General features: G+C 59.4%; 13 protein-coding genes. 7 read left to right on the top strand and 6 right to left on the bottom strand.

Translation table 11 applies throughout. The annotated features are described in order from the left end of the window. Nucleotides 1-50: 50 nt before the first annotated feature. On the top strand, nucleotides 51-323 hold the full coding sequence (locus ASG35_RS12675; RefSeq protein WP_056357539.1) for a hypothetical protein: 273 nt from the start codon (nucleotides 51-53) through the stop codon (nucleotides 321-323). 123 nt (nucleotides 324-446) lie between these two features. After that, nucleotides 447-641: a hypothetical protein gene (locus tag ASG35_RS12670; protein WP_056357165.1), complete on the top strand. Its 195-nt coding sequence runs from the start codon at nucleotides 447-449 to the stop codon at nucleotides 639-641. Between the two features lie 98 nt (nucleotides 642-739). Here ASG35_RS12670 and ASG35_RS12665 read toward each other — a convergent pair whose 3' ends face one another. Continuing rightward, complete coding sequence (locus tag ASG35_RS12665; RefSeq protein WP_056357536.1) at nucleotides 740-2,311, bottom strand: MFS transporter; 1,572 nt, start codon at nucleotides 2,309-2,311, stop codon at nucleotides 740-742. A 190-nt stretch (nucleotides 2,312-2,501) separates the two neighbouring features. Between ASG35_RS12665 and ASG35_RS12660 the strand changes: the two genes are divergently transcribed. Next, a complete protein-coding gene (locus ASG35_RS12660) occupies nucleotides 2,502-2,966 on the top strand; it encodes a MarR family winged helix-turn-helix transcriptional regulator (protein ID WP_056357533.1) in 465 nt (154 codons plus the stop codon). Nucleotides 2,967-3,209: 243 nt separating this feature from the next. Then, nucleotides 3,210-4,391, top strand: a complete 1,182-nt coding sequence (locus tag ASG35_RS12655; RefSeq protein ID WP_082508349.1) for a polysaccharide biosynthesis/export family protein — start codon at nucleotides 3,210-3,212, stop codon at nucleotides 4,389-4,391. Between the two features lie 92 nt (nucleotides 4,392-4,483). Here the strand turns inward: ASG35_RS12655 and ASG35_RS12650 are convergent, their stop codons facing one another. The 4 genes from ASG35_RS12650 to leuC all read right to left on the bottom strand — a co-directional run bounded on the left by ASG35_RS12650 (nucleotide 4,484) and on the right by leuC (nucleotide 9,119). Beyond that, entirely contained in the window at nucleotides 4,484-5,899 is a 1,416-nt protein-coding gene (locus ASG35_RS12650; protein WP_056357163.1) for an MFS transporter, read from the bottom strand. Between the two features lie 84 nt (nucleotides 5,900-5,983). Beyond that, the gene (gene leuB, locus ASG35_RS12645; RefSeq protein WP_056357160.1) at nucleotides 5,984-7,048 is read right to left on the bottom strand and encodes a 3-isopropylmalate dehydrogenase; all 1,065 of its coding nucleotides are present in this window, start codon (nucleotides 7,046-7,048) and stop codon (nucleotides 5,984-5,986) included. Nucleotides 7,049-7,098: 50 nt separating this feature from the next. Continuing rightward, on the bottom strand, nucleotides 7,099-7,689 hold the full coding sequence (leuD, locus tag ASG35_RS12640; protein ID WP_056357157.1) for a 3-isopropylmalate dehydratase small subunit: 591 nt from the start codon (nucleotides 7,687-7,689) through the stop codon (nucleotides 7,099-7,101). Further along, nucleotides 7,689-9,119 carry a 3-isopropylmalate dehydratase large subunit gene (gene leuC, locus ASG35_RS12635; protein WP_056357154.1) on the bottom strand — a complete coding sequence of 477 codons (1,431 nt, stop codon included), beginning with the start codon at nucleotides 9,117-9,119 and terminating at the stop codon, nucleotides 7,689-7,691. Before leuC ends, leuD begins: the two co-directional genes overlap by 1 nt. 113 nt (nucleotides 9,120-9,232) lie before the next feature. On the opposite strand from leuC, the gene gcvA reads away from it, so the two are divergent. Then, a complete protein-coding gene (gcvA, locus tag ASG35_RS12630; RefSeq protein ID WP_056357152.1) occupies nucleotides 9,233-10,156 on the top strand; it encodes a transcriptional regulator GcvA in 924 nt (307 codons plus the stop codon). 17 nt (nucleotides 10,157-10,173) lie between these two features. Here gcvA and ASG35_RS12625 read toward each other — a convergent pair whose 3' ends face one another. Beyond that, nucleotides 10,174-11,175 carry a hypothetical protein gene (locus tag ASG35_RS12625; protein WP_056357150.1) on the bottom strand — a complete coding sequence of 334 codons (1,002 nt, stop codon included), beginning with the start codon at nucleotides 11,173-11,175 and terminating at the stop codon, nucleotides 10,174-10,176. A gap of 128 nt (nucleotides 11,176-11,303) precedes the next feature. Between ASG35_RS12625 and ASG35_RS12620 the strand changes: the two genes are divergently transcribed. Then, a complete protein-coding gene (locus ASG35_RS12620) occupies nucleotides 11,304-11,819 on the top strand; it encodes a MarR family winged helix-turn-helix transcriptional regulator (RefSeq protein ID WP_056357146.1) in 516 nt (171 codons plus the stop codon). A gap of 211 nt (nucleotides 11,820-12,030) precedes the next feature. Continuing rightward, nucleotides 12,031-13,980 (top strand): DMT family transporter, encoded by a 1,950-nt coding sequence (locus ASG35_RS12615; protein ID WP_056357143.1) that lies wholly within the window; start codon nucleotides 12,031-12,033, stop codon nucleotides 13,978-13,980. Nucleotides 13,981-13,996 lie beyond the last annotated feature (16 nt).

Raw genomic sequence — 13,996 nt, 5'->3', positions numbered from 1 at the left:
CCACGCTCGCCGGCACGCATCCGCAATCATCATTTCTCGAGGAGACTGCCATGTCATCCATCTTGATTCAAGACTTGCCGCACAGTTGCGAACTCGGCCATCGCGCCATGACCAGCGTCCGGGGCGGAACATCGTACGGATATGGTGTCGCCGGACTCGGCGCGCTTGCCAACGTCAATGTCAACGTGAACCAGAACATCGACCAGTATCAGAACGTGCAGGTCGCCGCGCTGAACAACGTGGGCATTATTGGAGCGGGTTTTGCCGCGCCTTCGCTGAACGTGAGCCCGACGCAATGGGCAAGCACGCATGTGCTGATGTAAGCACGCAGCGGGGCTACTGCGTGCTGCTGGACCTGCGCTGCCGGAATTCTTTTTCCGGCGGCGCGGCTTGCGTCAGATTACCTATACTGCTTTTATCGTGTTGACCTACTTTGGGGACATACCATGGCCACCATTCGCATCAAGGATTTGCCCGACAACCTGGAACTCGATCATGAAGCGATGACCGTCATCGTCGGCGGCGCGCGCGAGCCCGCGGGTCCGGTGACGCAATCGCGGCAACCGTCGAAGGGGAAGACCGGCATCGTCGATTTTCCGGCTAGCCGGATAGCGCGGGAAGCGAAAAGCAAAACGCGCTGACTTACTGCTTCCGGGAACACGATCGCAAAAGGCGAGGTCCGGTCGCTGGTCCTCGTTTCCGAGAATGCCTGACTCTCTCGCCGGCGGAGGAATGAGAGTCAGCCGGTGGTCGACTTGATTTGTCCGGCCGGAATGCCGACCGGCGGCGTTTCAGCCGGATTGACAAGTCTCCATGTGAGCCAGGTCGCCAGCGCCATGAATGCCGCCGCGCACAGAAACAGCGCCTGATACCCGCCCGCGAAACTGGCGACGGCCAACGCGTGCAACGTGGCTGCGTCGGAGCCGGGCAGCGTTACGCTCGACAGGCGTCCAGCGGCGATGTCTTGCACGAGGCGCAGGCGCGCGGCTGCATCGCTTAACGGCAACGCGTGCGTGACAATGCCGTGGATGCGGGCGTAGAGCACCACACCCAGCGCGGCAATGCCGATCACCAGTCCCGTGAAGCGCGTTGTGCCCGATACACCCGACGCCATTCCGGAACGCTCCTTTGGAATCACGGTCATGCCGACCTTGGTTGTCTCGCCATTGAGCAAGCCCGCTCCGGTTCCAACAACCAGCATGCCTGCAACAAGCGGCCAATACGCGACCATCCTCGCAACTGCCGCGAACAAGCATAGTCCAATGCACACCAGCAGCAAACCCAGCGTGAGTAACGCGCGCCCGGAGAGGCGATGCGCCAGATGACGTGACACGATCCGCGGCACGACAAAGAGCGGGACGACCATCGGCAACATCATCAGACCTGCCGTAGCTGAACTCTCTCCAAGGCCGCTTTGCAGGAAGATCGGCACGAAGGTCAGCATGGTAAGCAACCCTACTGAAAACGAAAACTGCGCGAGCGTGGCGCCGAGATAAGTAGGCTTCCGAAAATACGATAGATCGAGCATGGGACGCGCCTGCCGCCGCTCGACGACGACGAACAGAATGAAGAGGATCACGGCGCCTACGAGTTCGGCGACGATCCAATGATCGCTCCATCCGCGCTTGTTCCCTTCTATCAGTGCAAGCGTGATGAGAAATAGTGCGCTTGAGAAGCAAGCGACGCCCGGAAGATCGAGCCGCATTGCATTCGGATCGCGTGAGGATTCAATTACGCGCAGGATCAGGAAAAGCAGCGCGGCGCCGATCGGCACGTTCACATAGAAGGCCCATTCCCAGCCGAATGCTTGTGTGATGATGCCGCCGACCACCGGCCCACTCGCAATCCCGATACCGACAGTCGTTCCCCAAAATGCAAACGCGCGGGCGCGGGCTTCGCCGTGGAAGGCGTGCGATAGCGTGGCGAGTGCCGCACTAAGTTGCATCGCCGCTCCGGCACCCTGCAATGCGCGCGCGGCAATCAACACGGGCAAGCTCCACGCCAGTCCGCACAGCAGCGAAGCGAACGTGAACAGGCTCAACCCGATCACGAGCAGGCGTTTCCGGCCGAAGCGGTCGGCCAGCGCGCCCGCAGGCATCAGCAATGACGCGAAGCTCAGCATGTAGGCGGTGATCACCCATTCGATGCCATCGAAATTGGCATGCAGGGAACGGGCAATCGAAGGCAGCGACACCGAAACTATGTTGGCGTCCAGTTGCAACATGAACGATGGCGCCGACGTGCAGATCAGCACCAGCCATTCGTGACGCTTAGCCGATGCCTCGGTTGCCGTGGGAACCGGGCGGATCATGTGCTTGCTTCCCGACCCGCAGCGCACGGTCTGACGACGAAGAGATTCGAACAACAAGCGAGCCACATGATGCGTCTCCACGGACGACGGACTGTCCGCATTATCTGCATATGCTTGCATTACGTCAATTACCTGCATATGCTGGCAATTCGAAAAAACCAGGCTTGACAGGTGGTCGCAGATGAAAACAATGACAACAAAGAAAGCAAAGAACGCTGGTTGTAACTGCACGGCGTTGCGCAAGGCCACGCGTCGCGTTTCGCAGTTATACGACGTAGCGCTTGCACCTTGCGGCTTGAAGACCACCCAACGGGCGATCCTCGCGCAAATCGGGCGATCGGAGCCCACCAACGTAGGGGCGCTGGCGAATGCGCTGGTCATGGACCCGGGCGCGCTTGCTCACACGCTGCGGCCTCTCGAGCGCGATGGTTTCATTGGCGTGGAGATCAATCCGGACGACCGGCGGCATCGGTCGATCAGTCTCACGCCTGAAGGGCGCAAAAAGCTGGAAGAATCCGATGTCCTTTGGCGCAAGGCACAAAGCGGATTCAACAAGGCTTTTGGAAAAGCTGAATCCGAAGCCTTGCGTAACATGCTGGAGATGCTGCTCGCAGATGATTTCTCGGCAAACTTCGAGAAGAGCATCGCGATGTAACCGGTTGTCCTCTCAAAGCTGCGCCAGGCAATAACTCTTCCTGTCACATCGCTAACAAGAAGTAAAAACCAAGCAATTACCCGGTATTACGTTCCCTTGAAGCTCGCTTTCGAAGGCGCCAACTCGTTTCTACAAGAAAAGTTACCAAATGAAACCTTAATGAATAGCGGCGGTGTCGTTTGATAGACTCCGGGTTGCGCCGCACCAATGCTTATTGAGGCTTACTGAGGTAGAGAACGATCCATGAACAACCAACACTTGTTAGATGCCACGGTTCCGGGCAAAAACAACCGCGTCGTCCCTGGAACGCGTGCTGCCCTTTCGCTCGCGATCGCTGCCATGCTTTCCGCGTGTTCGCTGGCTCCGGGCCAGCACATGATCGAACCGGCTTCGCTGCCCGTCACGAGCGCCGACAACGGCGACGTGACCAACGACGTCCAGATCCCGATCAAGCAGATCGACCTGACGCTGATCCGCCAGATTCGCGCGGATCAGAAGAACATCGACAAAACGGCAAGCCAGCTCGGCCTGTTCGCCAAGCCAGGCGGCTACAAGCTCGGACCGGGCGATGTATTGCAGATCACGGTATGGGATCACCCTGAACTCGCGGCCGCGGTCGGCCAGCCTGCGCAAAACACAAGACCTTCGGATGCGGCGCCCGGCTTCGTGGTGGATAGCGATGGCAACCTGCAGTTTCCGTATGTAGACCGCTCCATCCACGCATCGGGCAAAACTGCCCAGCAAGTCCAGCGCGAAATCAACACCGAGCTGAGCAAGATATTCGTGAAGCCGCAGGTCACGGTTCGAGTGGCATCGTTCCGGTCAGCGCAGGTTTATGTGGATGGCGACGTACGTGCGCCTGGCGCGCAGACGGTCAATGACATTCCCATGACGCTTACCGAAGCGGTCAATCGCGCGGGCGGTTTTGCACCGACGGCCGATCAAAGCCGCGTGACGATCACACGCAACGGCACGGCGTACCCGGTGAACGTTGCCCAGATGATGAAAAACGGCAAGAATCCCGCGGACATCATGCTGCAACCGGGCGACATGCTGCACGTGGACGCACGCGAAGACAACACGGTCTACGTGATGGGCGAAGTCAACAAGCCTTCGCCGGTTCCGCCATTGCGCGACGGCACGCTCACGCTCGCCGAAGCGCTTGCGCAAGCGGGTCAGCTGAACCAGGAAACGTCGAATCCTAAACAGCTGTTCGTGCTGCGCTCAACGGGCGGCGAAACGCCGGTGATTTATCGGCTCGATGCACGCTCGCCGGTTTCCATGCTGCTTGCCAACCAGTTCCCGCTCGAATCGAAGGACATTGTCTATGTCGATAACAGCGGCCTGGTCCGCGCAAACCGCGTGCTGAACCTGTTCCTGCCGGCCATCAACGCGGGCCTGACTGCCGCGATTGTTACCAAGTAAGCCAAGCCAGTAACCGTGCGCACGCGTTGGTTTTTATGCCGACGCGGCGCATGGCTATGTTCATCGCCTCGTCTCCGGGAACGACCGCGTTCTCACTGCGAAAGCTCTTCGAGACTGCGATTGAGCGTACGCGGCCCGAACACGCCCACTGCCGTGATCATCACGAGCATTGCCGCGCCAATAAACAACGCTACGCCCATCGTCCCGCCTTCGCGCAGGAAAAAGCCGATCAGCAGCCCGGCGAGCGCCGCGCTCACGCGGCTCCACGAATACACGAAGCCGATTGCCCGTGCCCGTATGCGCGTGGGATATTGCTCGGCCTGGAACCCATGAAAGACGAAAGAGATCCAGTTGTTGAAGAGCGTCACCAGCACGCCGAACACGATGATCCAGAGCGGATCGGTCTGTCTCGCGAAGAACATCATGAAGATGCCGATCCCCACGCCCGCGCTGACGATCTGCCACTTGCGCTCCATCTTGTCCGCAATCCAGATGCCGAGCAAAGGTCCCACCGGATTGGCGAGCGCAATGATGAATGCGTACTGAAGGCTGGCGGTAACGTGAATGCCCTTCGATATCAGCAGCGTCGGCACCCACGCGCCGAAGCCATAAAACGCGATGGTCTGCGTCAGGTTGAAAACGGACAGGACGAGCGTTCGCTTGCCGTAAGGCGGCTTGAACAGTTCGGAGAACTTTCCATCGCCGACCACGGGTTCTGAGCGCTGCGCGGGCGGCAATTTGGCCATGCCGGCCTCGCGCGCAATCTTCGTTTCGAGATCGCGCATGATGCGTTCGGCCTCGCCTTCGTGTCCGTGCAGCGAAAGCCAGCGCGGGCTTTCAGGAAGGCCCAGGCGAAGCCACCACGCGGCAATGGCGCCGACCGAGGCGATCGCCGCGACCCAGCGCCATCCGTCGATTCCGAACGGGCTGATCGGCACGAGCAACCAGCCAAGCAGCGCCACCACCGGCACGATCAAAAATTCGATGAACTGGTAGAACGCAAACGCTTTGCCGCGTCCCCGCGGCGGCACGAGCTCGGTCAGAAATGTGTCGATGGTCACCTGCTCGAGCCCAACGCCGATCGCGGCGATAAACCGGCAGATATCGACGCCCGCAGCATGCGTCTGGCAGGCCATGACGGCTGTCGCGAGCGAATACCAGATCAGCGAGAACGTGAACATGGAACGGCGCCCGAGCCGGTCGGCAATCGAGCCGAAGACCATGCATCCGAGCCACATGCCCGCGAACGTGCAGAAGACAAAAAAACCGATGCCGTTGATGCCGAAAAAGCCGACCGAGCCGCTGCTGAACATGCCGCTTCTGACGAGTCCCGGCGCAATGTAGGCCGTCATGAAGAGGTCGTACAGCTCGAAGACGCCGCCGAGCGAGATCAGGAACACCAGCCGCCAGATGGTGCGCGTGAACGGCAACCGGTCGAGCCGCGCCGCCACCTGGCCGGCGTACGTATCCGCGACGGCGATCGTCGTATCGGCATAGATATCTGTCATCTTCGTCTCCACACGGCGTGCAGTGGCCGCCGCGATTTATTTTTGAGGCGGGCCGGCGGACTTCACTGGCGTGCTTCCTGTGCGTCAGCCAAGCGCGGCGAGTACCGCTTCGCCCATTTCCCGCGTGCCCACTTTCTTCGTTCCTGGCTGGTAAATGTCCGCGGTGCGGTAGCCATCGGCGAGAACCGAACTTACCGCGCGGCGAATGCGGTCGCCCGCTTCCGGCAAGTCGAACGAGAGACGCATCATCATCTCGACGGACAGGATCGCCGCCAGCGGATTGGCGATATCCATGCCCGCAATATCCGGCGCGGTGCCGTGTACCGGTTCGTACAAACCGAGCCGCCCGCTTGCCAGCGAAGCCGATGGCAGCATGCCGATAGAACCCGTCAGCATGGCGGCCGCGTCGGACAGAATATCGCCGAATACGTTGCCCGTCACGATCACGTCGAACTGGCGCGGGTTGCGCATCAACATCATGGCGGCTGCATCCACGAAGGTGTGCGTAAGCTCCACGTCGGGATATTCGCGGCCGACCTCCGTCATGACCTCGCGCCAGAGCTGCATGGTTTCGAGCACATTGGCTTTATCGACCGAGCACACCTTGCGATTGCGCATTCTCGCCGCGCGAAACGCCGCATGGCCGATCCGACGTACTTCGGACTCCGTATAACGCATGGTGTTGATGCCGACGCGTTCGCCGTTTTCGATCGATACACCGCGTGGTTCGCCAAAGTACAGATCACCGGTCAGTTCGCGCAGGATGACGATGTCCAGCCCGTCGACAATCTCGCGCTTCAGACTCGACGCATCGGCAAGTTCGGGGAACAGGAACGCGGGGCGAAAGTTGGCAAAGAGGCCAAGCGCCTTTCGAAGACGCAGAAGGCTCGCGCCAGGGCGCATGTCGAATGGAATCTTTTCGTCGCCGGGTTCGCCCGCCGCGCCGAACAAAATGGCGTCGGACGTGCGCGCTATTTCGAGCGTCGCGGGCGGCAGCGGGTCGCCAGCCGCTTCCACGCCCGCGCCGCCTATCGGTGCGTGACTGATTTCGAGCGCAGCGCTTTTCGGCACGACAGCCTGCAGCACTTTGAGTGCTTCGGCGGTCACTTCCTTGCCGATCCCATCGCCCGCGAGTACAGCAATGTTCATTTCCGGTCCTTTACAAAAACATGAGCTTGATTGAAGTTTGTGGCCGGCATTCAATACGCGTAGCCGCGCTCGAACGCCTCGATCCGGTCTAGTTGAGTGAGGGTGTAGCCGAGCTCGTCGAGACCTTCCTTCAGGCAACGCTTCTGATAGGAATCGATGTTGAATCCGTGCGATCCGCCATCGGGCGTCGACACGGTTTGTGCATCGAGATCGACGATCACATGCAAGCCCGGGCTCGCCTCGATCTTCGCGATCATTTCGTCGATAACATCAGCAGGCAGCAACACGATCAGAAGACCGTTCTTCGATGCATTGGAGGCGAAGATATCGCCCACGCTCGGCGCGATCACCGCGCGCACGCCGTAGTCGTAGAGCGCCCAGACCGCGTGTTCGCGCGACGAGCCGCATGCAAAGTTTTCCTTGGCCACCACGATCTTCGCCGGTCGATACGCAGGCGAGTTGAGCAGGAACGTGCTGTTCTCGGAACCGTCGGCCCCGTAACGCAGATCTCGGAAAAGGTAGTCGCCAAAATTGTCCGAGCGAGGTTTTTGCAGGTATCGCGCGGGAAGGATCTGGTCCGTGTCGCAATTGGGACGGGCGACCGGCAGCGCAACCGCGTCGAGAAAAACGAATGGTTCCATCAGAGATCCTCCGCAAGCATGAGCCGTACGTCGGTGAGACGGCCGCTCAGCGCCGCGGCCGCGACCATTGCGGGACTCATCAGATGGGTTCGCGAGCCGGGACCTTGCCGGCCAACGAAATTGCGATTGGTGGTGGAGGCGCTGCGTTGCCCCGGTGCCACCGTGTCGCCATTGGTGCCGAGGCACATGGAGCACCCCGCTTCGCGCCACTGGAATCCAGCGTCCTTGAATATGCGGTCCAGACCGAGCGCTTCCGCTTCCTGCTTGACGAGGCCCGAACCCGGCACAACCCACGCCTCGACCGACTGCGCGACCTTGCGCCCCTTGACCACGGCCGCCGCCGCTTGCAGATCCTCGATCCGTCCGTTCGTGCACGAGCCAATGAACGCGCGGTCGATCTTCAGACTGTTGAGCGCCATGCCCGGCGTAAGTCCCATGTAATCCAGGGTGCGCTGCATTGCAGCACGCCGGTCGGCGTTGGGCGTGTTCGCGGGATCGGGCACGCGGCTGTCGATCGGCAGCGCGTCTTCCGGGCTATTGCCCCATGTGACCATGGGCTGCAGCGCGCTTACGTCGAGCGTGATTTCCTTGTCATACGCCGCGCCCGCGTCCGATGCGAGACCGCGCCAGCGCGCGACTTCCTTGTCCCAGCGCGCGCCCTCGGGCGCAAATGGCTTCCCGGCAAGATAGTTGAACGTGGTGTCGTCGGGGGCGATCATGCCGGCGCGGCCGCCTGCTTCTATCGACATGTTGCAGATGGTGAAGCGGCCTTCCATCGACAAATTCCGGATCACCGGTCCTGCATATTCGATCACGTGGCCCGTCGCGCCGCCGGCGCCGATCTTCGCGATGATCGCGAGGATCACGTCCTTCGCACCAACGCCAGCGGGCAGTTTGCCTTCGAGCGTGATGCGCATCGCCTGGGGCTTGGGTTGCCACAAAGTCTGGGTCGCGAGCACATGCGCCACTTCCGTCGCGCCAATGCCGAAAGCGAGCGCGCCGACCGCGCCGTGAGTGGACGTGTGGCTGTCGCCGCACACGATCAGCATGCCGGGGCGGCTCAGGCCCTGCTCCGGCGCGACGACATGGACGATGCCCTGGCGCACGTCGTCGAGACCGAAGAAGGTGATGCCGAGACTTTTGGTGTCGTCGCGCAGGGCGTTCGCCATCGCCCGTTTCTCGGGGTCGGCTATGCTCGCGAGATCGCGGCTGTTGGTGGGCACGTAATGGTCGGGCGTGCCGAATCCGCGTTGCGGCGCGTGCGCTTTCAGGCCGCGCTGGCGGAGCATTTCGAATGCGGGCGCCGATCCGTCCTGCAGGAAATGGCTGTCGACGTAAAGCAGGCTTTGTCCGTCTTCACGCTCGAGAACATGATGCTGACTCCAGATCTTGTCGAACAGCGTTCTCGGCGCCGGGGGAGTTTGATTCACTGCGGTGTCTCCATCTGTCTCAGCGCGTTGTCTTCTGCGCTTATAAGACGATGATAGGCAGTTCTGCCACCTGCGCAACGATCGATATATCATGGGCGGCATGAGAAAATCTCATGCGAAAAATGCGACGAAAACTTCCTCCCCTGAATGCATTGCGCGCTTTCGAAGCCTCCGGGCGCTATCTGAGTTTTACCGGCGCCGCCAAGGAACTCCTCGTGACACAAGGCGCGATCAGCCGCCATGTGTCGCTCCTCGAGGACTGGCTCGGAGTGAAACTCTTCCTGCGTACGCATCGCGGCATAGAACTGACCCGCAAGGGCGAGACGTATATTCGCGCGCTCAGCAGCGTGTTCGACCAGATCGACTACGCCACGCGTGAGGCGCGCGACGAAGCGGACGGTTCGGTCTTGCGGCTGAAGTTGCCGCCTACTTTCGCCATGCGCTGGCTCGTGCCGCGCCTCACGCGATTCAAGTCGCTGCATCCGAAGATCGACATTCAGGTGGTCACGTCGCACGAGCCGGCAAATTTCCGCCGTGAGGATATCGATGTCTCCGTGCATTCCCATCCGTTTCCGCCAGAAAGCTCGAGCCACAGGCGCTTGCTCGGCGAAGTGCTCATGCCGGTTTGCAGTCCGGCGTTGCTGAAGCGCGGCCCGGCGTTGCGGATGCCTAAGGATCTTGCGCATCACACGCTGCTTTCATCGAGGAATCGTCCAATGGACTGGTCGCGCTGGATGATCGAAGCGGGCATGACGGAACTGGAAAGCGAAGGTCACATCGATTTCGATAACGCCGCGTTGGGCTATCAAGGCGCAATAGACAATCTGGGCGTAATGATCGCGGTGCGCGCCTTGATTGAAGACGATTTGCGCAGCGGACGGCTGGTGACGCCGTTCGACTTGCAGGTGTCCACGCCGGGTGCGTACTACCTCGCTTGCTCGCAGGTGGGGACCAAATCGCCTCAGTTGGAAGCCTTCGAGGAATGGCTGGTCGAAGAAGCCACGACCTACGACCGGGGCATCGCGGAGATGAATTGAAGTGAAGCGACAGCGCGTCACGTGTTCATCAAATACGGCACGAAGATTTCGTCCGCCGAGAATCGACGCGACGTAAGTCCTTGCTCATGGTGATATCGCAAGATGGCATCGATTGCAGCACGATTCGCACTCACGCCGTATGGCCACCAGTCCTCGCCCAGCACCTCGCGGTTCTCCAGCAATAAATTTGTTGCCCAGGGAATCATGAGCGACATGTTATTGAACGTCATCCCCTGCACGAGCGCCTCCGCCGTCATTTGTTTTGCTTTGCAGAGCGCAAGGTAGATTGCCTCGATGATGTCAGGCCGGCTCTCGGCGAGCTCACGCTTTACCGCGACCGTGTGCATGATGGGGAAGATTCCCGTGCGAGCATAATATTCACGCTCGATCTCCACATGGTCAGGAAAAAGCTGACTGACGTTTGGCGAGCCGTCAAGCACGCACTTCGGCACGTCCGCCGATATCAGCGCGTCGAGCTCGCCCTCCTCCAGCATCTTCCCAAGGTCTGCATCTTCGCTGGCCCATTCCACATGCACGTTGTCTGGGTGAGGCTGCTGCACATACCTGACCGGCTCCATTGGAAAGTCGATCGCGCCAATGAGCCATCGCGCGGTTTCCGGTTTGAAGCCGAAATCATCCGACAAGATGCCTTTAGGCATCACGCCTGCATCGTGCCCGTAAAGAGCAAGCTCGCCAATCCTCTTTCCCGCGAGGTCTTCAGGACGCTCGATACCGCTTGCGTTATTGACGTAAATGGCTGAATGGCGAAACGCACGGTTCAGGAACACCGGGATGCCAATAAATTCCGGATCGGGTTTGTCCATAGACCGAAGAAGATACGTCATGCCGAGTTCGGACACGTCGTACTTGTGGTTTGCAATCATCCCCTTGAAGATCTCGGTAACGATGCGCTCCGTATGGAAGGTCGGATCAACGCCGTCAATCTTGATGGTGCCGTTTACAAGAGGCTGAACGCGGTCATAGTTCCAAAAAGCGATGTTAAGCGGCATTCGGCTCATCGTGCGCTCCTGAAAAAATCGCTTCGCTAGAAACGATCCGAACGAAAATAGTTAATGCGTTTACAATAGTATTGACCGGCCGTTGATGCAAGGTCCAATCAATCCCGACCGTCGGAGCGTTTCGTCACATGACAAACAGGCATACGGAAATTCGCAAGACTTTCGAAAGCGTCTCGCTGGGCGCACCCGACCGCGCGATAGGTTTCGTCCTTTGGAAAGTGTTCCATCAATACCAGCGCGAGATCGACCGTGCCTTGCTTCCGCTAGACCTGACTCATCTGCAATTTACAACTCTCACGCTCACCGCCTGGCTGGCGCAGGACGGCGAGGCCGTCACCTTGACGGCGTTGGTCCGCCATAGCCAGATCCATAAGGTGCAGTTGTCGCAGATGCTCAAGGCACTCGAACAAAAAGGAATGGTGAGCAGGTCGACAAACGAGACCGACGTCCGATCAAAAGACATCACGGTCACCAGAACGGGTTTGCAAAGCATGCGTCGAGCGTTGCCGGTTGTCATCGACGTACAGCGGCGTCTATTCGGGGAGGCGGGTATGCCGGGAGGGAATCTGCTGAAGACTTTTCATTCGGTGCTTCGCCGAATGGAGCAGCAGTCTTCCGGCTGCGTTGCGCACTCAACACCATAAAACGAATCGTCATACAAAAAGAAACTCTAAGTACTCCCGCAAGTCTGCACACATTTTTTCTGACGCGACCGCTTTACTTTTCAGCGTGAACCGTCTTTTATTAGGTCCTGTGCAAGCCGTATCGATTGAAACGCCTAAGGCCGGGCTGCGACGCTTACTTCCACTAAGTACGACCCGCCGATACAAAAAATAATTGCCACGGTGACAAACAATGAGCTTGGCATCCACGATGAAAGAAGAACTTTCAGCGCCGGACGGAGACGGACGGCAGCTCGAAAAGATTATCGTAGCGATCCACGGTGTTGGAAATCAGCGCCGCAGCGACACCATCCGGACCGTGGCCCATCGATTCGGCGCTTTGAACGCCCCGCCATTGCCCGTCATGCCACTTGGATTTTTCAGCGTCGGCAGCAGCGGAGAAGTGTACGTAAGCCAGCTCGATGTGAAGAAAGGTCATCCACTATGGAACGTGGGCTTCGCTGAAGTCTATTGGGCGGACGTGCCGCGTGAAGTGGTGACAAAAGGCGACACGCTCGAAGAGAGCAAGGCGTGGGGCCAGACAATTGTCGGTCGTGCGCAGGCGCTGTACAGAGGGCAAGTCAGTCAGACGGCGTGTCAGGTTTCGGACGCTGATTTCAACATGACCGCAAGCGTGACCGAGGAGATCGTAGAAGCGATCGCGGTCATGCAAAACCTGTGCTGGGTTGCCGACAAAGCGGGCCTGTTCAAGTTCGATCTCGCGCCGCTCCTGACCGATTACATAGGCGACGTTCAGCTCGTGGCCGAATTCCGGTCGTATCGGAAGGAAATTGTGGATCGGTTTCACAAGATCCTGAGTCAGATCGTCGAGCATTTCCGCACCCGCTATCCAGACTATCCGAACGATCCGCAAATTCACGTGATAGCGCATAGCGAAGGCACGGTCATCAGCTTTCTTGCAATGCTGGACGCGCTTTCCTCCACGCCTGATAGCGCAAACACCTATGGGTGGATCAGATACGTTCGCGGGTTCATGACCATCGGTTCTCCGATCGATAAACATCTGCTGCTGTGGCCCAAACTATGGCCTGACGACAACCTCGAAACGGCTGACTTCGAAGGCTGGGCCCCCGACAAGCCGGTGGTACTTGAAGATGAAAACAATGCCACGCGATTGCGCTTGCTGAAGCCCATCAAATGGCGCAACTACTACGATTTCGGGGACCCTATCGGCTTTCAGCTGGACACGGCGAGGCGATACCTGCGCGAGATGAAATGCGGCGCGTTCCAGTTCGGTTTCAAGGACGATTTCGGTTTCAGCCGATATCCCTTTCCCGGCAAGGCACACACTGACTATTGGTCGGACTCTAATCTGTTCCGGCACTTCTTCGACAGTGTGGTCTTGCCGGACCCCGCGACTCCCACCGAAGAAACTGCCGTGGAACCGCCGCGGAACAGGCCGTTCATGAGTGGCATCAGCCTGTCCATTCCGTACCTGTTGTGCGCGGTCCTGCATCTCGCCGCCGTGTACATCATGTTCAAGGCGACCACCGCGTTCCTGGCGCAAGGAAAATGGAGCACGCTCGATATTTTCCGCACCGTGATTTCCCTGTCGGCCCTGCTGTTCAGCGTAACCGTGGCAAGCCGTTTGCCGCGCCTGGTACGGCGCTCGTCTCTTCGATGGCTTCTGCTCGCAGCAATAATCTTCGCTTGCGGCGTCACCTTCTGCCTGTTCGCGCTTCCGCCTGAAGTCAGCGATTTCCTCGCGGGTCCGTTCTTGGACCTGGACTGGGTGACATCGACTTTTGGTGCTTATTCCGGCCGTGCTTTCCTCTTGTCTGTGGCAATCGCCATTCCGGTGATCTGCTGGCTTTTGCCGCAACGCCCGCGTTGGGGAAGACGCGTGATGGTGGGTTCGGGGATTGCAGTGATCGCGATGGCCATCGTGTCCGCTTATCCGGCGCGCTCGACTACGGCGCCGGCCCTCTGGCCGCTTGTTCTGGCGGCGTTGATGTTCTTGTATCTCTGGTGGCTGGCTATCCTGGCCTTCGATCTTAGCTTCATCTGGCATCGGTATATCCGCAACTCGGTTGCCCTCGACACATTGCGCGACTGGCGTCAGCAAAGGGACACGACGCCCCGGACGTTCCGCGCAAGGCGACCGAAAGACTGGCCGCCTTGAGCCTGACGTGCTTTCC

The organism is Burkholderia sp. Leaf177, from assembly GCF_001424345.1.
GTDB lineage: Bacteria > Pseudomonadota > Gammaproteobacteria > Burkholderiales > Burkholderiaceae > Caballeronia.
The sequence above is the reverse complement of the archived record's forward strand: the minus strand, read 5'-3'. Positions and strand labels throughout refer to the sequence as shown.